Annotated in this window: 27 protein-coding genes; 15 read left to right on the plus strand and 12 right to left on the minus strand. The window is 74.4% G+C overall.

The window, feature by feature from the left end; all coding sequences use genetic code 11:
- Positions 1-57: 57 nt before the first annotated feature.
- Positions 58-747 (minus strand): hypothetical protein, encoded by a 690-nt coding sequence (locus Cph01nite_RS02610; RefSeq protein WP_203670811.1) that lies wholly within the window; start codon positions 745-747, stop codon positions 58-60.
- Positions 748-900: 153 nt separating this feature from the next.
- On the opposite strand from Cph01nite_RS02610, the gene Cph01nite_RS02615 reads away from it, so the two are divergent.
- From Cph01nite_RS02615 to Cph01nite_RS02625, 3 genes are all read left to right on the plus strand, one after another.
- Complete coding sequence (locus Cph01nite_RS02615) at positions 901-1,257, plus strand: DivIVA domain-containing protein (RefSeq protein WP_203670812.1); 357 nt, start codon at positions 901-903, stop codon at positions 1,255-1,257.
- Positions 1,258-1,368: 111 nt separating this feature from the next.
- Complete coding sequence (locus tag Cph01nite_RS02620; RefSeq protein ID WP_239068986.1) at positions 1,369-1,611, plus strand: helix-turn-helix transcriptional regulator; 243 nt, start codon at positions 1,369-1,371, stop codon at positions 1,609-1,611.
- Positions 1,608-2,903, plus strand: a complete 1,296-nt coding sequence (locus tag Cph01nite_RS02625) for a HipA domain-containing protein (protein ID WP_203670814.1) — start codon at positions 1,608-1,610, stop codon at positions 2,901-2,903. The genes Cph01nite_RS02620 and Cph01nite_RS02625 overlap by 4 nt, the downstream gene beginning before the upstream one ends.
- 55 nt (positions 2,904-2,958) lie before the next feature.
- Here Cph01nite_RS02625 and Cph01nite_RS02630 read toward each other — a convergent pair whose 3' ends face one another.
- Positions 2,959-3,684 carry an alpha/beta fold hydrolase gene (locus Cph01nite_RS02630; RefSeq protein ID WP_203670815.1) on the minus strand — a complete coding sequence of 242 codons (726 nt, stop codon included), beginning with the start codon at positions 3,682-3,684 and terminating at the stop codon, positions 2,959-2,961.
- A 46-nt stretch (positions 3,685-3,730) separates the two neighbouring features.
- On the opposite strand from Cph01nite_RS02630, the gene Cph01nite_RS02635 reads away from it, so the two are divergent.
- Entirely contained in the window at positions 3,731-5,791 is a 2,061-nt protein-coding gene (locus Cph01nite_RS02635) for a LuxR family transcriptional regulator (protein ID WP_203670816.1), read from the plus strand.
- Here Cph01nite_RS02635 and Cph01nite_RS02640 read toward each other — a convergent pair.
- Entirely contained in the window at positions 5,753-6,172 is a 420-nt protein-coding gene (locus Cph01nite_RS02640; RefSeq protein WP_203670817.1) for a winged helix-turn-helix transcriptional regulator, read from the minus strand. The genes Cph01nite_RS02635 and Cph01nite_RS02640 overlap by 39 nt on opposite strands.
- 73 nt (positions 6,173-6,245) lie before the next feature.
- Here Cph01nite_RS02640 and Cph01nite_RS02645 point away from each other — a divergent pair, with 73 nt between their 5' ends.
- Positions 6,246-6,653: a RidA family protein gene (locus tag Cph01nite_RS02645; RefSeq protein WP_203670818.1), complete on the plus strand. Its 408-nt coding sequence runs from the start codon at positions 6,246-6,248 to the stop codon at positions 6,651-6,653.
- A gap of 51 nt (positions 6,654-6,704) precedes the next feature.
- On the opposite strand, the gene Cph01nite_RS02650 is transcribed toward Cph01nite_RS02645, so the two are convergent.
- Complete coding sequence (locus Cph01nite_RS02650) at positions 6,705-7,928, minus strand: hypothetical protein (protein WP_203670819.1); 1,224 nt, start codon at positions 7,926-7,928, stop codon at positions 6,705-6,707.
- Between the two features lie 104 nt (positions 7,929-8,032).
- Complete coding sequence (locus tag Cph01nite_RS02655) at positions 8,033-8,704, minus strand: AIM24 family protein (protein WP_203670820.1); 672 nt, start codon at positions 8,702-8,704, stop codon at positions 8,033-8,035.
- Between the two features lie 191 nt (positions 8,705-8,895).
- Here Cph01nite_RS02655 and Cph01nite_RS19200 point away from each other — a divergent pair, with 191 nt between their 5' ends.
- Positions 8,896-10,581 carry a carbohydrate-binding protein gene (locus tag Cph01nite_RS19200; protein WP_275407382.1) on the plus strand — a complete coding sequence of 562 codons (1,686 nt, stop codon included), beginning with the start codon at positions 8,896-8,898 and terminating at the stop codon, positions 10,579-10,581.
- A gap of 48 nt (positions 10,582-10,629) precedes the next feature.
- Here Cph01nite_RS19200 and Cph01nite_RS02665 read toward each other — a convergent pair whose 3' ends face one another.
- Both Cph01nite_RS02665 and Cph01nite_RS02670 read right to left on the minus strand, forming a co-directional pair.
- The gene (locus Cph01nite_RS02665) at positions 10,630-11,544 is read right to left on the minus strand and encodes a hypothetical protein (protein WP_203670821.1); all 915 of its coding nucleotides are present in this window, start codon (positions 11,542-11,544) and stop codon (positions 10,630-10,632) included.
- 146 nt (positions 11,545-11,690) lie between these two features.
- Positions 11,691-12,107 carry a transferase gene (locus Cph01nite_RS02670; protein ID WP_203670822.1) on the minus strand — a complete coding sequence of 139 codons (417 nt, stop codon included), beginning with the start codon at positions 12,105-12,107 and terminating at the stop codon, positions 11,691-11,693.
- Positions 12,108-12,257: 150 nt separating this feature from the next.
- On the opposite strand from Cph01nite_RS02670, the gene Cph01nite_RS02675 reads away from it, so the two are divergent.
- From Cph01nite_RS02675 to Cph01nite_RS02695, 5 genes are all read left to right on the plus strand, one after another.
- Entirely contained in the window at positions 12,258-13,637 is a 1,380-nt protein-coding gene (locus Cph01nite_RS02675) for a GntP family permease (RefSeq protein ID WP_203670823.1), read from the plus strand.
- An 81-nt stretch (positions 13,638-13,718) separates the two neighbouring features.
- On the plus strand, positions 13,719-14,186 hold the full coding sequence (locus tag Cph01nite_RS02680) for an OsmC family protein (RefSeq protein WP_203670824.1): 468 nt from the start codon (positions 13,719-13,721) through the stop codon (positions 14,184-14,186).
- A gap of 1 nt (position 14,187) precedes the next feature.
- Positions 14,188-14,928, plus strand: coding sequence for a hypothetical protein (locus Cph01nite_RS02685; RefSeq protein WP_203670825.1), 741 nt, complete (start codon positions 14,188-14,190; stop codon positions 14,926-14,928).
- A 126-nt stretch (positions 14,929-15,054) separates the two neighbouring features.
- Positions 15,055-15,705 (plus strand): nucleotidyltransferase domain-containing protein, encoded by a 651-nt coding sequence (locus Cph01nite_RS02690; RefSeq protein WP_203670826.1) that lies wholly within the window; start codon positions 15,055-15,057, stop codon positions 15,703-15,705.
- Between the two features lie 29 nt (positions 15,706-15,734).
- Positions 15,735-16,109, plus strand: a complete 375-nt coding sequence (locus tag Cph01nite_RS02695; protein ID WP_203670827.1) for a hypothetical protein — start codon at positions 15,735-15,737, stop codon at positions 16,107-16,109.
- A gap of 53 nt (positions 16,110-16,162) precedes the next feature.
- Here the strand turns inward: Cph01nite_RS02695 and Cph01nite_RS02700 are convergent, their stop codons facing one another.
- Positions 16,163-17,155, minus strand: a complete 993-nt coding sequence (locus Cph01nite_RS02700; RefSeq protein ID WP_203670828.1) for an aldo/keto reductase — start codon at positions 17,153-17,155, stop codon at positions 16,163-16,165.
- Between the two features lie 33 nt (positions 17,156-17,188).
- Between Cph01nite_RS02700 and Cph01nite_RS02705 the strand changes: the two genes are divergently transcribed.
- The 3 genes from Cph01nite_RS02705 (at position 17,189) to rocD (ending at position 19,936) form a co-directional block, all read left to right on the plus strand.
- Positions 17,189-17,689, plus strand: a complete 501-nt coding sequence (locus Cph01nite_RS02705) for an SRPBCC family protein (RefSeq protein ID WP_203670829.1) — start codon at positions 17,189-17,191, stop codon at positions 17,687-17,689.
- A gap of 187 nt (positions 17,690-17,876) precedes the next feature.
- Complete coding sequence (gene ddaH / locus Cph01nite_RS02710) at positions 17,877-18,704, plus strand: dimethylargininase (protein ID WP_203670830.1); 828 nt, start codon at positions 17,877-17,879, stop codon at positions 18,702-18,704.
- Positions 18,705-18,706: 2 nt separating this feature from the next.
- Positions 18,707-19,936, plus strand: a complete 1,230-nt coding sequence (rocD, locus tag Cph01nite_RS02715) for an ornithine--oxo-acid transaminase (RefSeq protein WP_203670831.1) — start codon at positions 18,707-18,709, stop codon at positions 19,934-19,936.
- Positions 19,937-19,988: 52 nt separating this feature from the next.
- Here the strand turns inward: rocD and Cph01nite_RS02720 are convergent, their stop codons facing one another.
- The gene (locus Cph01nite_RS02720; RefSeq protein WP_203670832.1) at positions 19,989-21,344 is read right to left on the minus strand and encodes a CAP domain-containing protein; all 1,356 of its coding nucleotides are present in this window, start codon (positions 21,342-21,344) and stop codon (positions 19,989-19,991) included.
- Positions 21,345-21,508: 164 nt separating this feature from the next.
- On the opposite strand from Cph01nite_RS02720, the gene Cph01nite_RS02725 reads away from it, so the two are divergent.
- Entirely contained in the window at positions 21,509-21,985 is a 477-nt protein-coding gene (locus tag Cph01nite_RS02725) for an Lrp/AsnC family transcriptional regulator (RefSeq protein WP_239068987.1), read from the plus strand.
- Between the two features lie 16 nt (positions 21,986-22,001).
- Here the strand turns inward: Cph01nite_RS02725 and Cph01nite_RS02730 are convergent, their stop codons facing one another.
- The 3 genes from Cph01nite_RS02730 to Cph01nite_RS02740 all read right to left on the minus strand — a co-directional run bounded on the left by Cph01nite_RS02730 (position 22,002) and on the right by Cph01nite_RS02740 (position 24,635).
- Positions 22,002-22,934, minus strand: a complete 933-nt coding sequence (locus tag Cph01nite_RS02730) for a universal stress protein (RefSeq protein WP_203670835.1) — start codon at positions 22,932-22,934, stop codon at positions 22,002-22,004.
- Between the two features lie 168 nt (positions 22,935-23,102).
- Entirely contained in the window at positions 23,103-23,651 is a 549-nt protein-coding gene (locus Cph01nite_RS02735) for an HNH endonuclease (RefSeq protein WP_203670836.1), read from the minus strand.
- A 216-nt stretch (positions 23,652-23,867) separates the two neighbouring features.
- A complete protein-coding gene (locus Cph01nite_RS02740) occupies positions 23,868-24,635 on the minus strand; it encodes a C40 family peptidase (RefSeq protein WP_203670838.1) in 768 nt (255 codons plus the stop codon).
- Position 24,636: the final 1 nt, after the last annotated feature.

Genomic DNA, 24,636 nt, shown 5'->3' on the forward strand with positions numbered 1-24,636 from the left:
AGCCCTCATCGATGCGGGTCCAGGGTAGCGGGATGCGGCCGCCGATCCGGCGCAGGCTCAGCGAGCTCGTCCGGCGCCGACCTCGACAGGATCGGCCGCGGGTCGCGCGTGAGCGTCCGCGATCTCCGGACGGGGCCTCGGGGACACCTTCCACACCAGCACCCCCGCGACCACCAGCGGGACCGCGATCCCCGCCTCCGACCACGGCGCCGTGTCGTGCGAGACGTACCCGGCCACCATGAGCCCCAGCAGCCAGGCCGGGACGGGGGTCGATGCGATCAGCGCGCCCGCGAGCGCCGTCGTCCACACCGTGCGTGGCCGGTCAGGTCTGCCCCGGGTCACCATCCACGCGATGAGCAGCGCGGGCACGCCAACCCCCCAGACGAGCCCTGCGGCCAGACCGGCCCACGCCGGTTGGGCGCTCCCGGCAACGCCGGACGCCCAGGTCTGAGCACCGGGCACCGCCACGGCCGCAGCGACCACCACGGCGATCGGCACCCGGGACCAGTGCGTCCGCATCAGGAGGAACGGCAGCACCGCGGCGGCCCCCGCCAGGAGGAGCATCGCGACGCCGGCGTACTGGGCGGCGTTGCCCACCGGCGTCCACGGGTCGGAGGGGACGAGGTAGTCGAACTGGTGGTCCTGCAGCCGCAGGCACTCCTCGGAGTCGAAGCTCCCCCGTGGACACGCGGGCCACCACCGCTGCGCAGCCGCAGCGACGAACAGCGTCGCGGACGCGAGCAGCAACAGAGACGCGACCGCTCTCGTCACCGCACGGGCCATATCAGGAGTAAAGCCCAGACCGACCACCCTGACCAGACCCGGTCGCGCGCCCCGCGGGCCAGCGCGGCGGGCGCCACGATCCCCGTCCGCACGACCCAGCAGTGGCACGATCGGCACATGCTCACCTCCGACGACGTCACGCGTCAGCGCTTCACCGCCGTGAAGTTCCGCGAGGGCTACGACCAGGACCAGGTCGACGACCTCCTCGACCGCGTCGTCGCGACCCTGCGCGCACTCGAGACCGGCACCCCGACGGCGCACCCGTTGACCGCCCAGGACGTGCGTGCCGTGCGGTTCCAGGCGACCAAGTTCCGCGAGGGGTACGACCAGGACCAGGTCGACGACTTCCTCGACCGGGTCGCGCAGACGCTCAATGACGGGCCGGGCGTGACCCCGCCCCCTCCCCCGCCCACGGGCACACCGGGCATCGTCAGCACCGGCGGCAGCTGGTGGAGCCGGCTGCTGGGCCGCTGACCGACGCTCGCCTCACCGTTCACCGCCAGCACTGATGTCTGCGTACGCTGACACGCGATCGGGTGTCAGCGTACGCTGACATACCAGCCCATGTCGGCGTACGCTGACATCGTGGACACCATCAACGCGCGCACCCTCCCTCAGCTCGGGCTCGCGATCCGTCGACTGCGCAAGCGCCGGCACCTCAGCCAGGCGGACCTCGCGCAGCGCGCCGGCGTGTCCCGCCAGTGGGTCATCACGGTGGAGCAGGGGCGCACGCACGGCCTGGAGGTCGGGCACGTCATGCGGGTTCTGGACGAGCTCGACGCCTCGCTGACCGTCCGTGACGACCTCGACCCCGACGCCGCCCGATGAGCGAGGCGCTGGCCGTCGTCCTCGAGGGACGCCTCGCAGGTCACCTCGACCGCACCCGTCGCAACCTCCTGCGCTTCACCTACGCCGAGGACGCGACGCGCACCGGCCGCACACCTCTGTCGCTGTCGATGCCTCTCGCCGACGGCTCGTTCACCGGCGAGCCCGTCGAGCGGTTCCTGCGCGCGCTGCTCCCCGAGTCTCCCGGCGCACTCGCCGCGATCGAGCGTCAGCACCCCGGGACCGACCGGAACGACCCGCTCAGCCTGCTGGCTGCGATCGGCACGGACTGCCCCGGAGCAGTGCAGTTCTGTTCCCCGGGCGACGTCGAGGCGACCGTCTCCCGCACGGGCACCCTCGCACCGCAGTCGCCCGGGCAGATCGAGCAGCGCCTGGCCGCGATGCGTATCGACGAGGACTCGTCCTGGTCGATGCCGGGCGAGCACTGGTCACTCGGCGGGACGCAACCGAAGTTCGCGCTGCGCCGCCTCGGGGACGAGTGGTACGCAGCGCAGGGTGCCGAGCCGACCAGCCACATCCTCAAGCCCGGTGTGCGCGGTGTGAAGGCGCAGTCGCTCGTCGAGCACATCAGCATGCGCGCCGCCGCCGCGTGCGGCGTGGACGTCGCCGTCACCGAGCACATGGACTTCCTCTCGGAGACGGCCGTCGTCGTCACGAGGTTCGACCGGGCCGACCGCGACGGCTCCCTGGTACGACGGCACCAGGAGGACCTGTGCCAGTCGCTGGGCACGGCCGAGAAGTACCAGGAGTACGGCGGGCCGGGCGCCGGCGACATCATCCGGCTGCTGCGCGAACGGTCGGCGACGGCGTCAACGGCTCGGTCCAACGTGCAGCGCTTCGTCGACGGTCTGGTCTTCAACAGCGTCGTCGCCGCGCCGGACGCCCACGCGCGCAACTACGCGGTGCTGCTCACCGGTGACGACGTCCACCTCGCCCCGCTGTTCGACGTCGCCACCGCGCTTCCGTACGACCCGACGTCGCGGGGCCGGGCGTTGTCCATGTCGATCGACGATGAGTACGTCGCCGAGCGCATCACCCGCACGCACTGGATGCGGTTCGCCGACGAGCACGGCCTCGATGCGGACCACGTCGTGCAACGCGCCCAGGAGATCACCGATATCGCCCCTCGGGCGATGCTCGACGCTCTCGGCGAGGTCGACGACTGGGACGGCTCGGCTGTCGAGCTCCGGGAGCGGCTGACGTCCGCCCTGGACACGTACCTCCCGACCCTGGCTCTCCACCTCAGCGGACGGCCCGGTGTCGTGAGCCCATGACGAGCCGCGAGGCCGTCAGCGCACCGGGTCGATCGTGGTGAACCCGGCCGGGGCCTCAGCCCGCGGTCTTCTCCGCCGCCTGCAGGATGACGTCCGTGACGACCTCCGGCTGCGACACGGTCACGGTGTGCGACGCGTCGACCTCGACGAGGTGGGCGCCCGCGCGCTCGGCCATGAAGCGCGACAGCTCGGTGGGGATCGCGCGGTCCAGGCGGGCGGCCAGCGCCCAGGACTCGAACGTCGTCCACGCCGCCCGCGTCGACGGCGCCTCGAAGGCGGCGAGTCCGAGCGGTCGCTGGGTGACGGCCATCCGCTGGGCGACGACGGGGTCGACGTCGCCGGCGAACAGCTCACCGGACCGCGCCTGGTCGATGTACAGGTCGGTGGCGGTGCCGCCGTCGGGCGTCGGGTACGGGACGGGCTGCGCGGCCTCCCCGAGCGTCGCCCCGGGGAACTTGGTGACCAGGTCGACGAGGCTCTCGCCCGGCTCGGCCAGGACGCTCGCGACGTACACGAGCGCGGTGACGGCTGGGTGGCCGTCGGCCGCGTGGCTCATCACCACGCCGCCGTAGGAGTGGCCGGCGACGACGATCGGGCCCTCGATGCTGTCGAGGACGCTGCGCAGGTAGGCGGCGTCCCCCTCGAGGCTGCGCAGCGGGTTGGCGACCGCGATCACGTGGTGGCCGGCGTCCAGCAGCGCCGTGACCGAGCCGTTCCAGCTCGAGGAGTCCGCGGAGGCGCCGTGGACGAGGACGATCGTCCGCTTCGCGTTGTGGGTCATGGTCTGGCTCCGTCGGTCGAGGGGTGCGCGGCGCGCTCCCGGGTGGATGAGGACGGCCCCACCACCACCCGCACCGGGCGCCGGCGACGACCGAGCTGCTGGCGACGACGTCCGGCGCGAGAGCCTGTACCTGGCCCGGGTCCGCGCCCTGCCGACGACCACGCAGCAGGTGCTGCTCGTCGCGGCGGCCGACACCGCGGCGCGGCTGGCCACCGTCGAGGCCGCCGCCGCACGGGCCGGGCTCGGCGCGGACGACCTGGACGCCGCGCAGCTCGCGGGGCTCGTCGACGTCGACGCCGCCGTCACGTTCCGCCACCCGCTGGTGCGCTCGGCCGTCTACAGGGGTGCCGCGCCGGCGGACCGCCGGCACGCCCACGCCCTGCTCGCCGCGGTGACCGACCCGCAGGTCGAGCCCGACGCCTGGGTGTGGCACCGCGCCAAGTCCGTCAGCGGCACCGACGAGGACGTCGCCGCCGCGCTGGAGGCGCGCGGTCACGAGGTCGAGCGACGCGGGCGCTACGCGGCGTACGCGGCGCTGATGTCGCGCGCCGCCGAGCTCACCCCCGACCCGGTGGAGCTCGCGCGCCGCACGCAGGCCGCGGCCACGGCCCTCCTCGTCGCCGGTGCGCAGCGGGAGGCCGGGACGGTCCTCGAGCGGGTCCGAATCGAGCACGCCGAGCCGCTGGTCCGGGCGCAGGCCCAGCGGCTGCGCGCGGTCCTCACGTTCATCGGCCGCCCGGTCGACGCGCTGGCGACGCTCGTCGACGCCGCCCGGTCCCTCGAGGACCTGGACCCGCAGCTCGCGCGCGTCACGTACGTCGAAGGGCTGTTCCTGGCGGCGGTGACCGGCCGATTCGCCCCGCCGGGCCTGACCGAGCAGCTGGTCGAGTCGGCTCTGGCCGCGCTCGACCCGGGCGAGTCGTCGCTGCTCGCCGACCTGGTGCGGGGGCTGGCAGCCCGGCTGACCGGCGACTTCACCGCCGCGGCACCCGCCATGCGCCGGTCCGTGGCCTGGTTGTCGCAGCACGACGCCCCGCCGACGTTCACGCTGTCGAGCCACGTCGCGTCGGTGCTCGCGATGGAGGTCTACGACATCGAGGCGTACCGGCCGATCACGGACAAGAACGCCGCCGAGCAGCGCTCCCGCGGCGCGCTGGACCTGCTGCGCGCCTCCCTGCAGGGCCAGGCGCACCACGAGTTCCTCGACGGCCGGTTCGACCGGGCGGCCGCGCTGTACGACGAGGCCACCGAGATCTCCCGGTCGATCGGCGACCACCGGGTCGCGTACAGCATGATCCTGCTCCAGCAGCTCGGGGTCTGGCGCGACGACGAGGCGACGTCGCGGGCGAACATCGCCCAGGTGCACGCCCTGGCGGTGACGGAGGTGCGCAGCGGCTTCTGGGAGCGGATGGCACGCGAGTCGCTCGTGATCCTCGAGAACAGCCTGGGGAACTACGCGGCCGCGCTGGAGGCCGGGTGGCCCCTGGTCGAGCAGGACCCGGTGCTCGCCGGGCACGTCCTCGTCGAGATCGTCGAGGCCGCCCACCGCAGCGGCCGGGACGACCTCGCCGCCGCGGCGCTCGACCGGCTCGCCGTGCGCGCGCGGGCGAGCCGGACCCTGTGGGCCGACGGCCTGCACGCCCGCGGCGTCGCGATCGTCGCCGGCGACGACGCCGAGGCGCACTTCCAGCGCGCCCTCGCGACGCTCGGGCAGGTCCCGGTCCGCACCGACCTCGCGCGCACCCACCTGCTCTACGGGGAGTGGCTGCGGCGGCAGAACCGCCGCCGGGACGCCCGGGTCCAGCTGGGCACGGCCCACGACCTGTTCACGACGATGGGCGCACCCCACTTCTCCCGCCGCGCGGCCCGCGAGCTCGCGGCGACCGGTGCCGTCGTCCGGCGGCGGCCCGCGGCGAGCACCAGCGAGCCCCTGACCCCTCAGGAGAAGGCGATCGCGCACCTCGCCGCCGGCCCGGCCACCCACCGGGAGATCGCCGCGAGCCTGTTCCTCAGCGCCAGCACGGTCGACTACCACCTGCGCAAGGTGTACCGGAAGCTGGGCGTCGACTCACGCCGGCGCCTCGCGGACGCGCTCGGCGAGCCCTGAGGACGCGTCGAGCGCCGCGTCGAACCGGTCGCGCGCAGCCTCGACCTCGGCCGTGTGGGCCGTCGTCCAGCGCAGCAGGGCGTCGACGGGCTCGCGCAGGGTCTTGCCCAGCGGTGTCATCCGGTACTCCACGGTGACGGGCCGGTCCCGCAGCACCCGACGCTCGACGACGCCGTTGCGCTCGAGCCGCCGCAGGGTCGAGGTCAGGGACTTGGCCGTGACACCGGGGACGGCGCGGCGCAGGTCGTTGAACCGGCACGGCCCCTCGCACAGCTCCTCCAGGACGGCGAGCGACCACTTGTCGAGGACCTGGTCGAGCAGCTCGCGGTGCGGTGCGCCGACGGCCAGACGCTCGGCGAGGCGGGGGGTGGTGTCCGTCATGCCACCTAGTGTCGTTGAAGTTCCCTGCGGGTACCAGGTAGCAATGGGTGACCACCCACCGACAGGAGTCCTCGTGCCCGTCCAGCTGCTCTCCCCCGCCGGCCTCATGCAGCCGGTGCCCTACCACCACGTCGCCGTCGGCACCGGCGCGCGGCAGGTCCACGTCGCGGGCCAGGTCGCCCGCGACGCCGCCGGGCGCCCGGTGGCCGACGACCTCGCCGGCCAGGTCGCGGCAGTCCTGCGCAGCACCGCGCTCGCGCTCGACGCCGCGGGCGCGCGGTTCACGGACGTCGTCCGGCTGACCTTCTACGTGACCCGGTGGCGTCCGGAGGAGATCGCCGACCTCATGGCCGGGGTCGAGTCGGTCGCCGACGAGCTCGGGCTGCCCACACCGATGCCGCCGGCGTCCCTGCTAGGCGTCGACCAGCTCTACGAGCCGGACGTCCGCGTCGAGCTGGAGACCGTCGCCGTCCTCGACTGACCCGCGTACGGCCCACCACCCGGGAGGCGCCGACGCGGTGGCGCCCGCCCGTCAGCTGCCCGCCGACACCTCCCACAGCAGGGCGCGCATGTTGTGCAGCAGACCGCCGTCGGGCCCGCGGCGCTGCACGTACCCGACGGCGCGGCCCTGCTCGTCGACGTCGAGGGCGACGCTGTGCACCGGCTCCTCGTCGTCGACCCAGCCGTCCAGCGGGAGCGCACGGCCCCGCACCCAGGCGGTCGCGTGACCGTACGCGGCGCCGGCGTCCGTCGTCGTCGTCCCGACGACCGTGCCGCGCCCGTTCACGGCGTACGCCGTGCCGGACGGACCGCCGAGGGTGGGCAGGATCTTGACGCCGCTGCGGTCGGCGAGGGCCGCACCCAGGCCCACCTGCCGGTCGCCGAGCGTGCCGACGGCGGTCCCGCGCTCGTTCAGGTCGTAGAACGTCTGCCGGGGGGCGTCGACCGGCGCCAGGTAGCGCAGCCGACCCTCCTCCCACAGCACCGCGCGCGTGCGGCCGTCGTCGACGACGACGCCCAGCACGTCGCCGCGCTCGTTGACCGCCTCGCCGTACGAGCCCGTCGCGCCCGTGGGCACGGGCAGCCGCGTGACGGCGCCGTCGCGCCAGACCACCGCCCGCGACCCGTCGCCGTCCGTCACGGTGCCGACGACGTCGCCGCGCTCGTTGAGCGCGCGCACCGAGCCGATGCTGCTGTGGCCCCCCTGGTCGTCGAGCAGCGTGAGCGTCCCGTCCTGCCAGACGGCCGCGTGCGGCAGCCCGGAGGCGGGGTCGGTGAGCTCGAGGGCGACCCGGCCCTGGTCGTCGAGGTCGCCCGCGGCCACCTCGTCGACGTCGGGCGCGAGGTCGACGGCCGACCCGTCGGGCTGCCACAGCAGCGCGCCCGTGGACCCGTCGGCGAGGTACGTCTGCACCAGGACCTGCCCGGGCTCGTTGACGTCCTGCGCGCTGCTGTCCGCGTCGACGTCGCCGAGCACGGCGGCCTCACCGTCCTGCCAGCGGAAGGCCAGCATGCGCCCGTCGTCGGCGTAGGAGACGCCGACGACCACGCCGGACTCGCTGATGCGCCGCGCGGCCGCGCCCTGGCCCGGGACCTGCAGGTCCACCGGCTCGACCGAGCCGGGCAGCCCGTGCGCAGCGGCGGCGGCACCGACGTGTCCCGCGTGCGCCGGGGTGGCGAGCAGTGCCGCCCCGACGCCGACGGCCGCTGCCGCTGTCAGGAGTCGGTGGTGCCGGCCGGCGCGTGAGACGTCCATGTCCGTGCTCCCCCTTCGACGGCCGACGGCGTCGGCGCATCGACCTCAGGGTCGCACCGGACACAGCGGACAACCAGGGCGTGCCGGACCTTTCACCCGATCTGTCAGCCGGTCGGGGCAATCCCCGCAAAGCCCTCGGACGGCTGCACGACGACGAACCCCGGCCCGTGGAACTTGTACTGGAACGCCTCGCCCGTGCCGCCACGCAGCAGGGAGCTCATGTTCATGCTGGACACCACGTCGGGCACGAGGTTGGCCGACCAGCAGACGGCCGCGTTGGGGTCGACGAACGTCGGCTGCTGGGAGCAGTCGAGGATGACGGGCTTGCCGGCGGACGTCAGCGCGACGGACCCGTGCCCCTGGATGAGGGTGTTGAACAGGCCGGCGGTCATCATCCCGGCGCCGCGGGTGCGGTGCAGGTCCCACTGCAGGGTCGCGTCGAACGCCAGCAGCGACGAGCCGCCGACGCTGATCGCGTCGCCCTCGAGCTGCAGGATGAAGACGTTCTCGGCGAAGCGGGCGAAGAACACGTCGCCCTGCCCGGCGACGGTCATGAGCGCCTGGTCGTCGGAGGAGATGGCGCGCTTGACGAACTTGGCGAGGGTGTCGGAGCCCTTGTGGTGGAACTGCACGGCGCCCTGGTAGGCGACCATCGAGCCCTTCGCGGCGAGCACGGGCTCGCCGAGGGTCACCTTGAGCATCTTGGGGTTCTGCAGGACGAACCGCTGGCCCGTCTCCACCTCGAGGTTGGTCTGGTCGAAGATGTCGCTGCGCATGGCGTCATCCTGCACCGCCGCGGGGCCGCCGGGGCCCGATCCCCGGGTGAGGTCGTCGTGTCACCCGCGCACGGGAGAGCACCACCCCCCGATCGGGCGTCGAAGCGTTTCAACACCCGCGTCGGCGTTGACCCTCCCGCGCCCGCATGTGAACGATCACGCGGTCAGACCCCACGCGGAGGAGAACGACGATGACACCCACCCCCACCCGTCGCCGACGGGTAGTGGCGGCGCTGCTCGCGCTGCCCCTGGCCGCCACGGCCGTGCTCGGACCCGCCGGCGCCGCCCAGGCCGCCACCAGCCCGGCCGTCACGGTCGACGTCACCCAGAAGCGGCAGGAGATCCGCGGCTTCGGCGGCATGAACCACCCCCTGTGGATCGGTGACCTCACCGCCGCCCAGCGGGACAAGGCCTTCGGCAACGGCACCGACCAGCTCGGGTTCTCGATGCTGCGGATCTTCGTCAGCGAGGACCGCACCCAGTGGCAGCGGGAGGTCGCCACCGCGCGCCGCGCGATCGAGCAGGGCGCGATCGTCTTCGCCTCCCCCTGGAACCCGCCGGCCTCGATGACCGAGACCGCCCCCGTCGGCCAGCCGCAGGGCACCGGCACGCTGTACCAGGCGGAGTCCGGCAGCCTGACCAACGCCACGGTCGCCTCCCAGCACAGCGGGTCCACCGGCAGCGGCTACGTCGACTTCACCGCGGCCACGGGCGCGAGCGTGCAGCTCAACGGGGTCCTGACCGCGACGGCGGGCAAGAAGAACCTCGACATCCGCTACGCGCTGGCCAGCGGCACCCGCTACCTCGACGTGTACGTCAACGGCACCCGCGCCCTGACGAACGTCGCCTTCCCCGCGACCGGCAGCTGGTCCACCTGGCAGACGATGTCGGTGCAGGTGCAGATCCCCCAGGGCAACGCCAACACCGTGCGGCTCGTCACCACGGGCACCGAGGGCCCCAACATCGACAGCGTGCGTGCGACCGGGTGGACCGAGACCTCCAGCGCCAAGCGCCTGCGCTACGACAGCTACGGGGCGTACGCCCAGCACCTCGAGGACTTCGTCACCTACATGCGCGGGCAGGGCGTCGACCTGTACGCCATCTCCGTGCAGAACGAGCCCGACTACGCGCACGAGTGGACGGCGTGGACGCCGGCGGAGATCACGCGGTTCATGCGCGAGCACGCCGGGCGCATCAGCACCCGCGTCATCGCGCCCGAGTCGTTCCAGTACATCAAGTCGCTGTCCGACCCGATCCTCGACGACCCGCAGGCGCTGGCCAACATGGACATCCTCGGCGCGCACCTCTACGGCACGTCGTACGCCAACTTCCCCTACCCCAAGTTCCAGCAGCAGGGGCAGGGCAAGGAGCTGTGGATGACGGAGGTCTACTACCCGAACAGCGAGATGACGTCGGGCAACCGCTGGCCCGAGTCGCTCGAGGTCGCCCGGCACATGCACCACGCCATGACGGACGCGCAGTTCCAGGCGTACGTGTGGTGGTACATCCGCCGCGGGTACGGCCCCCTGCAGGAGGACGGGTCCATCAGCAAGCGCGGCTACGCGATGGCGCACTTCTCGAAGTTCGTGCGGCCCGGCGCCGTCCGCATCGAGACCACCGCCACCCCCCGCCAGGGCGTGTACGTCTCGGCGTACCAGAACACCGACGGCAAGGTCGCGGTGGTCGTGGTCAACCAGAGCACGACGCGGGTCGCGCAGCCGGTCACCGTGCGCGGCACCAGCACGTCGCGCGTCACGTCGTACACGACGGACGCGGGGCGCAACCTCGCGCAGCAGACGGGCATCGGGCTGAGCAACGGGACCTTCACGGCCACGCTGCCGGCGCAGAGCGTCACGACGTTCGTCGTGGACCGCTGACGCCACCACGCCCGCGCGGCGGCACCCGGGACGTCCCGGGTGCCGCCGTCAGCGTGCGGCGAGCCGATTGAGCACCGCGCCGAGCTCGTCGTGCACCTCGACGGCGACGCGCCCCTCGTCGTCGAGCCGGCTGACGCGCGTCAGCGCACCGTCGCGCCACCAGTACACGGACGGCGAGACGCCGCCCGCTGCCGTGGACCACATCTTTGCCGCGCCGCCGGCCAGGGTCTGCAGGGCCGTGACCACCCCGGAGTCGACGGGCACGTGGAACAGCAGGTCCGTGCGGCTGGGGACGGCGACGAGCACGCCGTCGGGGTAGCTGCGCTCGCCGTGCAGGGAGCGCAGCACGTCGGCGAGCACCAGCACCTTGCTCGCGACGTACACGGACTCCCCGGAGAGCATCTCGAGGCGCGCACCGCCCTCGAGCTCCATGACCTCGTGCTCGACGGGCTCGGCCAGCAGGCGCGCGCGGCCGGCGGCGAGCAGCCGGTCGAGGCCGACACGCTCGACGTCGTCGTCGCCGAGCGTGGCGACGGTCGCGGGGAAGTCCGCGACGAGCACCTGCAGCAGGCCGTCGACGACCTCGGTGGCGTAGCCGAGGCGGGCGAGCACCGGCTCGGGCAGCTGGTCGACCGCGGCGACCCGCAGGACCGCGATGTCGAGCAGCTCCTCCGGGCTCAGGCTGTCGGGGCCGGGCGGCGGGTTGAGCACCTGGTCGACGTGCCGGGCGACGACGGCCGGCCACGCGGCACGTCCCCCGGAGCCGTGGCACGTCGCGGCCAGGTTCCACAGGCCGAAGTCGCGGCCGTCGGTGGCCGCGAGGTGGTCGTCGTGGACGACGACCTCGCAGCCGGCGCGCCGGAAGGCGTCGGCGGCGATCCCGCGCAGGTGCGCGGCGTCGTCCACCGTGAGGAACGGCAACGCCTCGTCCATCGTCGCGGCCTTGCGCGAGAACCACCCCATGCTCGTCCCCCTGCGTCCGGGCGGCCCGCGGCCGCGTCGTCCCACAGGGTGCCGCAGGCACGCGGCTGCGCGGGCCCGCTCGGGCACGCGTCACCCGTGCGGATCAGCGGCCGGCGGGCCTGCGGTGGGGGGTCAGGCCGTGGGGTTCAGGCCGCGAGGACGTGCGGCGCGACGCCGCTGCGCGGGACGTGCGCGCCCTCGGCGACGCGCGCCTCCGGCTCGACGACGAGCCCCGCGTCCAGCTGGGCCCGGGCACCGACGTCGACGCGTGCGCCCAGGCGCGCGGAGCGCCCGACGACCGCGTCGCGGCCGACGTGCACGTGCGAGCCCAGCCGGGCGCGCTGCTGCACGACGGCTCCGGGTTCCAGCCAGCAGAACTTGCCGACGGACGCGCCGGCCTCGACGACGGCGCCCGGGTCGACCCACGCGGAGTCGGCCACGTACGCGGTCGCGTCGACCGTCGCTCCCTTGGCGACGAGGCCGCCGCCGTTCTCGTGTCGCTGGTAGCGGACGACCTTGCCGTCCTCGGTCTCGAGTTCCTCGTATCTCTTCATCCTGCTCATCGGAACGATCCGACAGCAGGCCGTGTTCCCGGGCCAACCCCACTCACAGGACCTTCACGGGCCCTCCCGGTGGCCGCCCCCGACGCCCTGGACCACAGTGAGCCCAGGGGGCGACGGGCCCCGTCCGCGCGTCGAGACCAGGGGGATGCCGTGCCACCGCAGGACTGGGAGCAGACACTGGGAGCCGGGCCGCTGCTCGGCATCGCCGCCGCCGCCATCGCCCTGCTGCTGTTCCTCATCATCCGGCTGCGGCTGCACGCGTTCCTCGCGCTCATCCTCGTCTCGCTCGTCACGGCGTTCGCGACGGGGGTGCCGGCGGGCTCGGTGGTCGACGTCATCACCTCGGGGTTCGGGACGACGCTGGGGTCGGTCGCGCTGCTGGTCGGGCTCGGCGCCATGCTCGGGCGGCTGGTCGAGACGTCGGGCGGGGCCGCGGTGATGGCCGAGACGCTGGTGCAGCGGTTCGGGGAGAAGCGCGCCCCGCTCGCGCTGGGCATCGCCTCGCTGATCTTCGGGTTCCCGATCTTCTTCGACGCCGGCCTGGTCGTCATGCTGCCCATCGTGTTCGCCGTGGCCCGGCGCCTGGGCGGCTCGGTGCTGACCTTCGGGCTGCCGACAGCCGGCGCGTTCTCGGTCATGCACGTGTTCGTCCCCCCGCACCCCGGCCCCGTCGCGGCCTCCGAGCTGCTGGGCGCCGACCCCGGCATGGTGATCCTGCTGGGCCTGGTCGTCGCGCTGCCGACGTGGTACGTCAGCTCCTACCTGTACGGGGTGTGGGCCGGGCGGCGCTGGCAGCTGCCGGTGCCGGACCTGCTGGGCACGTCGGAGGAGCAGCCGGACAACCCGCCGAGCCTGGGCACCGTGCTCGGGGTCCTGCTGCTGCCGCTCGTGCTGATCTTCGTCAACACCGGCCTCGACACGCTGCGCAGCGCCGGGGTCGTCGACGGGGACGCGGCCTGGGTGCAGGTCGCCCGGGCCGTCGGGGCGACGCCGGTGGCGCTGCTCATCGCCGTCCTCGTCGCCGCGTGGGTCATGGGCAAGCGGCGCGGCCGGGACGCCTCGACGATCGAGCGGCTCCTGGAGTCGGCGCTGGGGCCGGTCTGCTCGGTCATCCTCATCACCGGCGCCGGCGGCATGTTCGGCGCGGTGCTGCGGGCCTCGGGCATCGGCGGCGCGCTGGAGGAGGCGCTGGGCGACATCGGCCTGCCCGTCATCGTCGCGGGGTTCCTGCTGGCCACGGTGCTGCGGGTCGCGCAGGGGTCCGCGACGGTCGCGCTCATCACGACCGCGGGCCTCATCCAGCCCGCGGTGGCCGGCGGGGACTTCAGCTCCGTGCAGCTCGCCGCGATCGTCCTGGCCGTGGCCGCCGGGTCCGTCATGGCGTCGCACGTCAACGACTCGGGCTTCTGGCTGGTCGGCCGGTTCTTCGGCATGGACGTGCGCACGACGCTCAAGACGTGGACCGTCATGGAGACGATCATCGGCACGATGGGCTTCGCCATCGCGTTCCTCGTGTTCAGCGTGGGCTGACGGGCAGGTGCCTCGTGCCCGCCCGGCAGCGGCCCGCCGCCCGCCCGGCGCGCGCCGGGGGTGCGTGCGAGGATCGGGCGCATGACGACCGACCAGGACGCCGCGAGCGTCATCACGGACCCGCTGGCGAACGCGGGTGACACGCAGCTGTGGCTCGAGCGCACCGGCACGCGGCAGTACGTGGGCCGCAGCTCACGCGGCGGCGAGGTCCGCATCGGCTCGGTGGGCGACCCGGACTCCTTCTCCCCCGGGGAGCTGCTGAAGATCGCGCTGGGGGCGTGCACGGGCCTGTCGAGCGACGCGGCCCTCGCCCGGCGCCTGGGCGACGACGTCCCGGTGACCATCCGCGTGGGCGGGCTGGCCCACCCCACGGAGGACCGCTACCCGGCGCTGACCGAGGTGCTCGAGGTCGACCTGTCGTCGCTGGACGACGCCGCCCGCGAGCGGCTGCTCACGGTCGTGCACCGCGCCGTCGCGGAGCACTGCACGGTCGGGCGCACCCTCGAGCACGGGGCGAGCACGACGCTGACCGTCGGCGGGGAGCGCTGACGTGCCGCGGCTCGTCGAGCAGGCCCTCGAGAAGGCCGTGACGATCCCGTCGGCGACCATCCACGCGCACGTCGAGAGCGTGAAGCGCAAGAACCCGTCGGCCGGCCCGGAGGAGATCGTCCACCTCCTGGAGAAGGAGTACCTGCTGGTCGTCGCCGGCACCGGCGGCGCGGTCGGTGCCGCGGCGGCCGCACCGATCGTCGGCACGGGGCTGGCGACGGCGCTGACGGTGAGCGACGTCGCGACGTTCTTCGGGGCGTCGGCCGCGTTCTCCCTGGCCGTCGCGTCGGTGCACGGCATCGAGGTCGCGGACACCGAGCGCCGCAAGGCGCTCCTGCTCGCGTCGCTGCTGGGCGACTCCGGCGCCAAGGTCATCGGCGACGCCACCGAGATCACGACCATCCGCGTCGGCAAGCTGCTGCTGACCCGCATGCCGATGGGCACGGTGAAGAAGGTCAACAACCAGCTCACCCGCAAGCTGCTGCGCACGCAGGCGGCGCGGTTCGGCGGCGTGGCCCTGGGCCGGCTGGCGCCGTACGGGATCGGCGCGGCGATCGGCGTCGCCGGTGGCCGCGCGCTGGGTCAGACGGTCGTCAAGGGCGCGCGCCTGGCGTTCGGCCCGCCGCCGGCGACCTTCCCGCGCATCATCGAGGCCGACGCAGGCGTCCGCGCCCTGCCGTCCGGTGCGCCGGACGCCGTCGACGCTCCCCCGCGCCGCCGGCTGCTCGGCCGCCGCCGCTGACACGTCGGCGGCGAGCCGCTTCCTCGACCGCCGTTGCCGTGAAGCGACATCCGGCTCCCTGCAACATTTTGCCGTGATCTGCAGTATTCTGCCGACATCGGCACGATGCTGCAGGAAGGGGACGTCATGGAATGGACGATGCCCGAGCGTGTCTTCGGGCCCAGCCTCGACACCTCGGTGCTTTTCGCCCTCTGGCGCGCCGGAACGCACCTCACCGGGGGCCAGGCGTACCGACTGACGGCGACCGGGTCGGAGCGGGGCGTGCGCTACGCGCTCGAACGTCTCGTCGCGCACGGCATCGTGACGTCCTGGTCGGTCGGGTCCGCCAACTTGTACGCCGTGAACCACGACCATCTGTCTTTCCCTGCGGTGGATGCCGCTTTCCGGGCCCTCAACCCCTGGACCGAGCTGGCGAGGCGCGTCGAGAGGCTCGTCGCCGAGGTACTCCCCCCCGACGCCCGCGGTAGCGGGCTGCGCCCACCCGACGTCACCGTCTGCGTCTTCGGCTCGGTCGCCCGCGGCACCGCCGGCCCGGACTCCGACCTCGACCTGTTCGTCGTCGTGCCCGACGACGCCGAGGGCAGCGGGTACCTGGTCGAGCAGCTGGAGCTCCAGGGCAGGTCGTGGACAGGGCAACGCGTACAGGTCTACCTCGCGACGCACAGCGACCTCGCGCGGGCCCGCGCTGCCGGGGATCCGTTGATCGAGTCGTTGCGTGCCGATGCGCGCCGCGTCCTCGGGCCGTCCATCGACCACCTGCTCCGGAAGACGGCATGAGTCCACGCAACGAGCCTCGCCGTCGACCCATGACGACCACTGACGTCCGGGTGCGCACCAAGGTCGCACGCGCGTACCTCGACGTCGCGATCCTGGTCGCCGAGGAGGACGAGGCACACCGCCAGGTCGCAGCCGGCCTCGCCTCGCTGGCGGCGATCGCAGCTGCCGACGCCATCTGCGGCGCCCGCCTCGGAGAGCGGTCCGCCGACCAGGACCACGCCCGGGCGGGCGACCTCCTCGCCACGACGGCGCCGGACGGCACCGAGCTCGCCAGACACTTCCGCGAGGTGATCCGCGACAAGTCCAACGCCCACTACGGGACGACCTACCTCACGCACGACCGGGTCGTCGTCATGCTGCGTCGTGCGCAGCATCTGGTCGACGCGCTCGACGCTCTCGCCTGACCTCACCTCGGCGCAGACTCCTCCCCCGCACGCAGGGGTGAGGAACCGTCACGTCACCAGCGGGTGTGGACGTGCTCGCGGACCTGGTCGTCGTAGACCTGCTCGAGGGACGTCAGCGTCGCGTCGTCGAGGTCCGGGAACCGGTCGGTGGCCGCGTTGGCCTGCGCCTGGGCGGGGGTGCGCGCACCGGGGATGACGACGGAGACGCCCGGCTGCTGCACGATCCACTTGAGCGCGAGCTGCGCGGTCGTCATGCCCGACGGGGTCAGCGCCGCGACGTCCTGCGCCGCGGCCACGCCCACGTCGTAGGGCACGCCGGAGAACGTCTCGCCGACGTCGAACGCCTCGCCGTGGCGGTTGTAGGCGCGGTGGTCGTCCGACGCGAACTGCGTGTGCGCGTCGTACTTGCCGGACAGCAGCCCGGAGGCCAGCGGCACGCGCGCGATGATGCCGACGCCCGCCTCGGCCGCGGCCGGCAGCACCTGCTCGAGCGGCTTGCGACGGAACACATTGAGGATGATCTGCACGCTCGCGACGTGCGGGCGGGCGATCGCCGCGAGCGCCTCGTCGACCGTCTCGACCGAGACGCCGTACGCGGCGGTGCGGCCGTCCTCGACGAGGCGGTCGAGGGCGTCGAAGACCTCGTCGGTGTGGAACACCGACGTCGGCGGGCAGTGCAGCTGGACCAGGTCGAGCGTGTCGGTGCGCAGGTTCTCGCGGCTGCGGTCCGTCCACCGGCAGAACGCGTCGTAGGTGTAGGCGCCCGGCTCGTGCGGGTCGGCGCGGCGGCCCATCTTGGTCGCGACGGTCACGCGCGCAGCCGCATCGGGACGCCCGGCGAGGAACGCGCCGATGGCCCGCTCGGAGCGGCCGTCCCCGTACACGTCGGCCGTGTCGAGGAACGTGACACCGGCGTCGACCGCCGCCTCGAGCACGCTCAGGGCGGTGTCGTCCGCGACCACGCCCCAGTCCCCGCCGAGCTGCCAGCAGCCCAGCCCGACGACCCCGACCTCACGACCCGTACGTCCCAGCACTCGCGTCTGCATGCGCACGACGCTACCCCGCGCGAGGATCGTGGGGTGACCCGTGACGCCGCCCCGCCGCCCGCCCCCGGTACCGCCTCCGTGACGCGCGCCCTGCCGGTGCCGGCGGACGTGGCGTTCGCGGCCCTGACCGACGCGCGCCGCCACGGCGCCTGGGTGCCGATGACCCGGGTGGCCACGGACGGTCCGCCGCGGCTGGGCACGCGCGTGCGTGCGGTCTCCGGCCCCGGCGCGCGCCGGGGGCTGCCCGGCCTCGAGGACCGCATGGTGATCACGCGGTACCTGCCGCCCGGTGCTGAGCCGGGTGACGAGCCGGGCGTCGCGGAGTTCACCAAGCGCGGGCCGTGGCTGCTCGGGTCGGCGACGGTGGAGGTGCTGGCGACGTCGGCGACGACGTGCCGCGTGACGTGGTCGGAGCACGTGCCGCTGGCCGGGCCGCTGCCGCCCGCGCTGACGGCCCGGCTGACGGCGCCGCTGCTGGGGCTCATGCTGCGCGTGGTGCTGCGGCGGGCGGCGGCGGACCTCGCGGACGGCTGACGGGCGCCGGCGGGCCGTCCTGCGGTTACGGGCGCGTTTCGGCGCAACGGATCGCTGGTCGGGAGGGCATCCGCGCAACGGATCGGGTGCATCGACGCAACGTCGCCTGCGAGGTCGCGCGTCGGCGTGATCGTACGCTCGTGTCCTGCCGCTCGACCCCCGGCGGCCCCGTTCCCCGAGGAGCCCGATGACCGCGCACGCCCCCGGCGCCACCCCCCGCCGCTACCTCATGTGCGAGCCCACCCACTACACGGTCGCGTACGAGATCAACCCGTGGATGGACCGCACCCGTGCCACCGACACGGGGCTCGCGGTCCGGCAGTGGCGCACGCTGCGCGACACGTACCTGGACCTGGGGCACACGGTCGACACCATCGACCCCGTCCCGGGCCTGCCGGACATGGTCTACGCGGCGAACGGCGCGACGATGGTCGGCGGCGTCGTGTACTCCGCGCGCTTCCGGTACCCCGAGCGCCAGGCCGAGGGGCCCGCGTACCAGAAGTGGTTCGCCGACCGCGGGTACGTCACGCACACGGCCGCTGCCACCAACGAGGGCGAGGGCGACCTGCTCGTCGTCGGCAACCTCGTGCTGGCCGGCACCGGGTTCCGCACCGAGCGCGCCGCGCACGCGGAGGCGCAGGAGCTGTTCGGGAGCCCGGTGATCTCCCTCGAGCTCGTCGACCCGCGGTACTACCACCTGGACACCGCGCTGGCGGTCCTGTCCTCGGACCCGGCGGACCCGCAGATCGCCTACTACCCGCCCGCGTTCTCCCCCGGGTCGCGTGCGGTGCTGGCCCAGCTGTTCCCCGACGCGGTCCTCGCGACCGACGACGACGCCGCGGCCCTCGGGCTCAACGCCGTCTCCGACGGGCTCAACGTCGTCGTCGCTCCGCGTGCCACGCACCTCGCGGACGCGCTGCGCGAGCGCGGGTACGTCCCGGTCCCCGTCGACACCTCGGAGCTGCTCAAGGGCGGCGGCGGGGCCAAGTGCTGCACCCTCGAGATCAGGGAGTGACCATGCGTGCCACCGTCGCCACGTCCGCGCTCGCCCCCAACTACCACCCGCTGCCGGTCACGCTGGCCACGGGCGACGGGTCGTGGGTGACCGACACCGAGGGGCGCCGGTACCTCGACCTGCTCGCGGGGTACTCCGCCCTCAACTTCGGGCACCGGCACCCGGCGCTCGTCGCCGCTGCCCACGCCCAGCTCGACCGGTTGACGCTGACCTCCCGGGCGTTCGACCACGACCTGCTCGAGCCGTTCGCGCGCGCCCTGGTCGGGCTGGTCGGGCCGCTGCTGGCGGGCACGTCGCACCTCGTGCTGCCGATGAACACCGGCGCGGAGGCGGTGGAGACGGCCGTCAAGGCGGCCCGCAAGTGGGGTTACGAGGTGCGCGGTGTGCCGGCCGACCGCGCGACGATCATCGTCGCGGACGGCAACTTCCACGGCCGGACGACGACGATCGTCTCGTTCTCCTCCGACCCCGACGCGCGGCGCGGGTTCGGGCCGTTCACGCCCGGGTTCGTCACCGTGCCGTACGGCGACGCGGCCGCGCTGGCCGCCGCGATCGACGAGACGACGGTGGCGGTGCTGCTCGAGCCGGTGCAGGGCGAGCAGGGCGTCGTCGTCCCCGAGCTGGACTACCTGCCGGCGGTGCGCCTCGCGTGCGACGACGCGGGCGTGCTGCTGATCGCCGACGAGATCCAGTCCGGCCTGGGGCGGACCGGCTCGACCCTCGCGTGCGAGCGGTTCGAGGTGCAGCCCGACCTGGTGACCCTGGGCAAGGCCCTCGGCGGCGGGATCCTGCCGGTGTCCGCCGTCGTGGGGCGCACGGACGTGCTCGAGGTGCTGACCGCGGGCACGCACGGCTCGACGTTCGGCGGCAACCCGCTGGCGTGCGCGGTCGGGCTCGCGGTGATCGACCTGCTGAGCCCCGGCACGCTGCAGGCACGTGCCCGCACCCTCGGGGAGAACGTCGGGGACCACCTGGCCCGGCTCATGGACGACGGCCGGCTCTCGGGCATGCGGACGATCGGCCTGTGGGCGGGGCTGGACATCGCCCCGTCCGCCCCGGGCGGGCCGGCCACCGGCCGCGAGCTGTGCGAGCGCCTGCTCGCCCGCGGCGTGCTCGCCAAGGACACGCACGGCGGCACGATCCGCCTGGCACCGCCCCTGACGATCGACGCGGCCGACCTCGACACCGCCCTCGGGCACCTCACCGAGGCCCTGACCACCCCCGGGCACTGACACGTCGGTCCGCCTCGCCCCTCCAGCGGGCGGACCGACGTGGCGCGGGGGGTCACCCGAAGGTGATCGAGGTGTACAGCCAGCCGTCGGACGAGACCGCGCCGATGTAGGCCGTCGAGTAGTTCCCGAGCATCTGCTGGTTGTGCCCGCTGGAGGCCGCGTAGGCCGCGATCATGCGGGTCGCGTTGCCGGGGCTGACGCGTCCGACGATCTCCGGACGGGCCTTCGGGGAGCCGGCCCGCGTGCCGGAGTGCCAGATGCTGTCGGACGCGGCCATCTGCATCGCGTGCTCGACGCGCGAGCCCGACCGGACGATCGACAGCGCGCCGAGCCCGTTGGCGGCGCGGTGGGCGTTGAGGGCGGCGCCGACGTCACCGGACGACGCCTCCGACCCGGCCATCGGCAGCCCGGCCGGTGCCGGGGCGTCCGCGGCGGGTGCGCTCGGGGCCCCGCCCGAGCTCGTGCCGACGCTCCTGCCCGTGCTCGTCCCGGCGCCCGTGCCCATGCTGCGCCGCGTGGTGGTGCCGGACGACGCGCTGCGGGCGGCGCTGCGGGCCGCGGCGGCCTGCGCGGCGGCCTGGGCCGCCGCCGCCTCGGCGGCGATCCGCGCGTCCTCGGCGGCCTGCCACGCGGCCTGCGCCTCGAGGACGGCCTGCTGCGGCGCGGCGATCGCCGCGACGGACGCGCGCACGGTCGTCAGGGAGACGGCGGGGGCGTCGAGCGCGCCCGTGGCGCCGCCGATCGCGTCCTGCAGGGCGCCGCGGGGGGCGTCGCCGGCCTGGGCGGACGCGGCGAGGGTGCCGTGAGCAGCGTCGACGGCGGCCCGGCCGGTCGCGGCGGCGTCCGCGCGCAGCGCGGTGACGACGGCGGTCCCGGCGACGAGCCCCTCGACGCGACCGGCGGCCAGCTCGGGTGCGACCGCGGAGTAGGCGGAGTCGACGCGGGACTGCGCGGCCCGCTGGGCCTCGGCGCGCTCCCCGCGCTCCTGCTGGACGGCCCACACGCCGCCGGCTGCGACGAGCACGGCACCGGCGGTGAGCAGGGCGACCACCTGGCGCGCGTGGGAGCGGGCCGGGGCGGTCTGGGGATCGGACTGCTGATCGGGCTGCAGGGCAGGCTGCGGAGCCGGCTGCAGGTCCGGCTCGGGGGCCGTGCCGAGCGGCGGCGCGTCGTCGAGCGGGAGGGCGGGGGCCGGCACGACGGGGGCGGCCGTCACGGAGGCCACCGGGGCGGGCACCACCGGCACGGGCGCCGACACGGCGTGCCCGGCCTGCGTGGGGATGAGGGGCACCGTGGTGGCCGGAGCGGTGCCGGCCGTGGCGCCGGACCCCGTCGGGGCGCTCGCGGATGCGGTGGTCGTGGTCCGGTCGCCCGCCGGGCGCGCGCCGGTGTCCTGCCGTCCGCTCATCGGATTCCCCCCGTTCGTGGTTGCGTCTCACGACGCCATCGGCATCTGCAGCGTCCGACCTGAGCGTTTGCGCCGCAAACCGTAGAACATATGGCCACTTGTCCTGCACATTCGTGCAGAAGGGACGGACGGGACATGGTCCGGCGTCCGTCACCATGGGACCTGTGGACCCCGACCGTCTCGACGCCCTCGACCAGGCGATCCTGCGCGTGCTCGCACGTGACGCCCGCGCGACGTTCGCCCAGGTCGGGGCGCAGGTCTCGCTCTCGGCGCCGGCGGTCAAGCGGCGCGTCGACCGGCTGCGGGAGCGCGGCGTGGTCCGCGGTTTCACGGTCCGCCTCGACCCAGCGGCACTCGGCTGGCACACGGAGGCGTTCGTCGAGATCTTCTGCCAGGGCTCCACGAGCCCGGGGACGATGCGTGCGGCGGTCGAGCGCTACGCCGAGGTGGTGTCCGCCAGCACCGTGACGGGCGACGTCGACCTGGTGGTGCAGGTGAGGGCCCGCGACATGCGGCACCTCGAGGAGGTGGTCGAGCGGCTCGCGGCCGAGCCGTTCGTCGCGCGGACCCGCTCGACGGTGGTCCTGTCGGCACTCGTGCGCCGGCCCGAGGTGATCCCGGGGCCGGACGACACGCCCTGACCCCGCCGGCCGGCCGTCAGCGCGGCGTCGGGTCGTCGCAGCGGTTGGTGACGACCATCACCGGGCAGCGCGCGTGGTGCAGCACGGCCTGGCTGGTCGAGCCGAGGAGCAGCCCGGCGAACCCGCCGCGGCCGCGCGACCCGACGACCACGAGGTCGGTGGCCGCGGAGAACTCCGTGAGCAGCTCCGCACCGGTGCCGTCGAGCACGCGCCGTTCGACGGTCGCGCCGGGGTGGTCGGCCAGCGCGCGGTCGACCACCACGTCCAGCCCCTCGGCCATGTCCCGCAGCACCTGCTCGTGGTCCACCGCGGATGGCAGCCACGCGAGCGCCCCGGTCATCGAGGCGATGGGCACGCCGGTGACGGCGAAGAGCTCGGCCCCCCAGGCCTGGGCCTCGCGCAGCGCCGCGCGCAGCGCGCGCTCCGCCGGGGGCGACCCGTCGACGCCGACGACGATGCGCCGCACGGGCCGCACCTGCGCCGTCTCGCCCTCGGCGAGCGGCTGACCGTCCGCACCCCGCAGCGGCACGACGACCGTGGGGCACCACCCGTGCGCGGGCAGCGCGGAGGACACGGTGCCGAGCAGCCGGTCGGCGAACCCGCCGCGCCCGCGCGTGCCGACGACCGCGAGCTCCACGTGCCGCGACTCCTCGACCAGCACGCCCGCGGCGTCGCCGGTGATGACACGCCCGTGCACGGGCACGCCGGGGTCGCGCAGGTGCGCGAGCGCCTCGTCGAGCACCGCCTGGGCGCCGGCGCGGATGGTCTCGTCGTCGAGGGCGGCGTACCCGCCGTCGAGGGACGCCACGGTGAACGACGGCAGCGAGTACGCCACCACCAGCCGCAGCCCCAGGCCCCGGGTGCGGGCCTCCGCCGCGGCCCAGTCCAGGGCGTGCAGCCCCGCGGTGGACCCGTCGACCCCCACGAGGATCTCGTGCTCGCGCGTCATGCCGACCTCCATGTCGCGTCCGGCGCCTCGGTGCGCCGGGCCGGTCTGCGGTTCCCGGCCATCGTGGCACAGCACGCGTGGCCGGGGGGCCGGCGACCCGCCCCGTGGTCACCCGGGGACCGGCTCGCGGACGTCGGCGCGCCGGCGGCGGCGCTCAGGCGACGACGCTCAAGCGACCAGGTACGGCGACCACGCCGGCTCGGCGCGGCCCGCAGCCCCACCGACCGTCACGGACCAGCGCGGCGCCCGCGGGCGGAACGGCAGCTCCCACCCCAGCTCGTGCAGGGTGCGGTCGGCCTTGCGGTGGTTGCACCGCACGCAGGCCGCGACGACGTTGGTCCACTCGTGGCGGCCGCCGCGCGAGCGCGGGTGCACGTGGTCGACGGTGTCGGCTCCCCCGCCGCAGTACGCGCAGCGGTGGTCGTCGCGCTGCAGCACGGTGCGCCGCGTCGGCGGCACGGGCCGGCGGTGCGGCACGTGGACGTAGCGGGTGAGCACGAGCACGACGGGCAGCGGCATCTGCAGGTGCGAGGAGTGCAGCACCCGGCCGTCGGACTCCAGGACGGTGGCCTTGCCGGTCATGACGAGCACGACGGCGCGGTGCAGCGTGACGATGCACAGGGGGTCGCCGCTCGCGTTGAGCAGCAGCGTGCGAGAGGGCATCGGGGCGCGCTCGACGTCGTGAGGGGCGGCCTGGTCGGCGGCGGTCGTCAGCACGGTGCACTCCTGACCTCGGGGGTCGGACCGGCTGGCTGCCGGTCCGGATGCGAGAAGGAACAGCGTGGATGCGGGACCAGGGTACGCGCACGATCTTTGTCCGCAGGGGCGATCGCGGCACCCACCCGCCGGGCGGTGCGACGCGCGCGGGCCCGGACAGACGACGAGGCCCCGACGACGTGGGCGTCGTCGGGGCCTCGCGGCATCGGGAGCGGCTCAGCCGATCCGGATGAAGGTCGGGCTGCTCTGCCAGATGGAGCGGAACTGGACCGTCTTGCCGGGGCGCGGCGAGTCGATCATCTGGTTGCCACCGGCGTAGATGCCGATGTGGCCGGGGCTCCACACCAGGTCGCCCGGCTGGGCGTCGGCGCGGGAGACGACGGTGCCGGCGTTGCGCTGTGCCGACGACGTGCGCGGCAGGGAGATGCCGAGCTGCGCGTACACGTACGACGTGAAGCCGGAGCAGTCGAAGCCGTCGGGCGTCGAGCCGCCGGAGACGTACGGGACGCCCACGTAGCGGGCGGCGATCTCGAGGACCGCGTTGCCGGCGACCGACTGCGGGACCGGGTTGCTCGCGACCTGCGTGCTGGCCGTGGTCGAGGCGCGCTCGGCCGTGCGGGACGCGGCGCGGGTGCGCACGGGCTCCGGCGGCGGCGCGGGCTTCTCGGCGGTGATGACGGGGGCGTCGACCGTGAAGACGGCCTCGGCGGGGGACGCCACGACGGGCGAGGTGTTGAGGACCGCACGGGCGGAGGCCGTGAGGGCGGCCGTGTCGACGGCGGCCAGCGCGGGGGCGCCGTCACGGTCGGCGGCGTGGGACGGGACGGCGATCATCGAGACCATGAGCCCGGACGAGGCTGCGACGACAGCGGTCCGTCGTCCGACGGTCCCCATCTGCTCGGAGGCGGCGTTCGCGAACTCGGTCAACGGCGTCGACGGGCGACGCGCGGCGCGGTGCCGCGCCCGGTTGATGCTTTCGGACAAC

Source organism: Cellulomonas phragmiteti, from assembly GCF_016862775.1.
GTDB classification, from domain to species: domain Bacteria; phylum Actinomycetota; class Actinomycetes; order Actinomycetales; family Cellulomonadaceae; genus Cellulomonas; species Cellulomonas phragmiteti.

Bases quoted from the DNA above. Each gene is read 5' to 3' on its own strand.
- Cph01nite_RS02615 (WP_203670812.1), top strand. From the start codon at position 901: ATGCTCACCTCCGACGACGTCACGCGTCAGCGCTTCACCGCCGTGAAG.
- Cph01nite_RS02625 (WP_203670814.1), top strand. From the start codon at position 1,608: ATGAGCGAGGCGCTGGCCGTCGTCCTCGAGGGACGCCTCGCAGGTCAC.
- Cph01nite_RS02630 (WP_203670815.1), bottom strand. From the start codon at position 3,684: ATGACCCACAACGCGAAGCGGACGATCGTCCTCGTCCACGGCGCCTCC.
- Cph01nite_RS02635 (WP_203670816.1), top strand. From the start codon at position 3,731: ATGAGGACGGCCCCACCACCACCCGCACCGGGCGCCGGCGACGACCGA.
- Cph01nite_RS02640 (WP_203670817.1), bottom strand. From the start codon at position 6,172: ATGACGGACACCACCCCCCGCCTCGCCGAGCGTCTGGCCGTCGGCGCA.
- Cph01nite_RS02650 (WP_203670819.1), bottom strand. From the start codon at position 7,928: ATGGACGTCTCACGCGCCGGCCGGCACCACCGACTCCTGACAGCGGCA.
- Cph01nite_RS02655 (WP_203670820.1), bottom strand. From the start codon at position 8,704: ATGCGCAGCGACATCTTCGACCAGACCAACCTCGAGGTGGAGACGGGC.
- Cph01nite_RS19200 (WP_275407382.1), top strand. From the start codon at position 8,896: ATGACACCCACCCCCACCCGTCGCCGACGGGTAGTGGCGGCGCTGCTC.
- Cph01nite_RS02665 (WP_203670821.1), bottom strand. From the start codon at position 11,544: ATGGGGTGGTTCTCGCGCAAGGCCGCGACGATGGACGAGGCGTTGCCG.
- Cph01nite_RS02670 (WP_203670822.1), bottom strand. From the start codon at position 12,107: ATGAGCAGGATGAAGAGATACGAGGAACTCGAGACCGAGGACGGCAAG.
- Cph01nite_RS02680 (WP_203670824.1), top strand. From the start codon at position 13,719: ATGACGACCGACCAGGACGCCGCGAGCGTCATCACGGACCCGCTGGCG.
- Cph01nite_RS02690 (WP_203670826.1), top strand. From the start codon at position 15,055: ATGGAATGGACGATGCCCGAGCGTGTCTTCGGGCCCAGCCTCGACACC.
- Cph01nite_RS02695 (WP_203670827.1), top strand. From the start codon at position 15,735: ATGACGACCACTGACGTCCGGGTGCGCACCAAGGTCGCACGCGCGTAC.
- Cph01nite_RS02700 (WP_203670828.1), bottom strand. From the start codon at position 17,155: ATGCAGACGCGAGTGCTGGGACGTACGGGTCGTGAGGTCGGGGTCGTC.
- ddaH (WP_203670830.1), top strand. From the start codon at position 17,877: ATGACCGCGCACGCCCCCGGCGCCACCCCCCGCCGCTACCTCATGTGC.
- rocD (WP_203670831.1), top strand. From the start codon at position 18,707: ATGCGTGCCACCGTCGCCACGTCCGCGCTCGCCCCCAACTACCACCCG.
- Cph01nite_RS02720 (WP_203670832.1), bottom strand. From the start codon at position 21,344: ATGAGCGGACGGCAGGACACCGGCGCGCGCCCGGCGGGCGACCGGACC.
- Cph01nite_RS02730 (WP_203670835.1), bottom strand. From the start codon at position 22,934: ATGACGCGCGAGCACGAGATCCTCGTGGGGGTCGACGGGTCCACCGCG.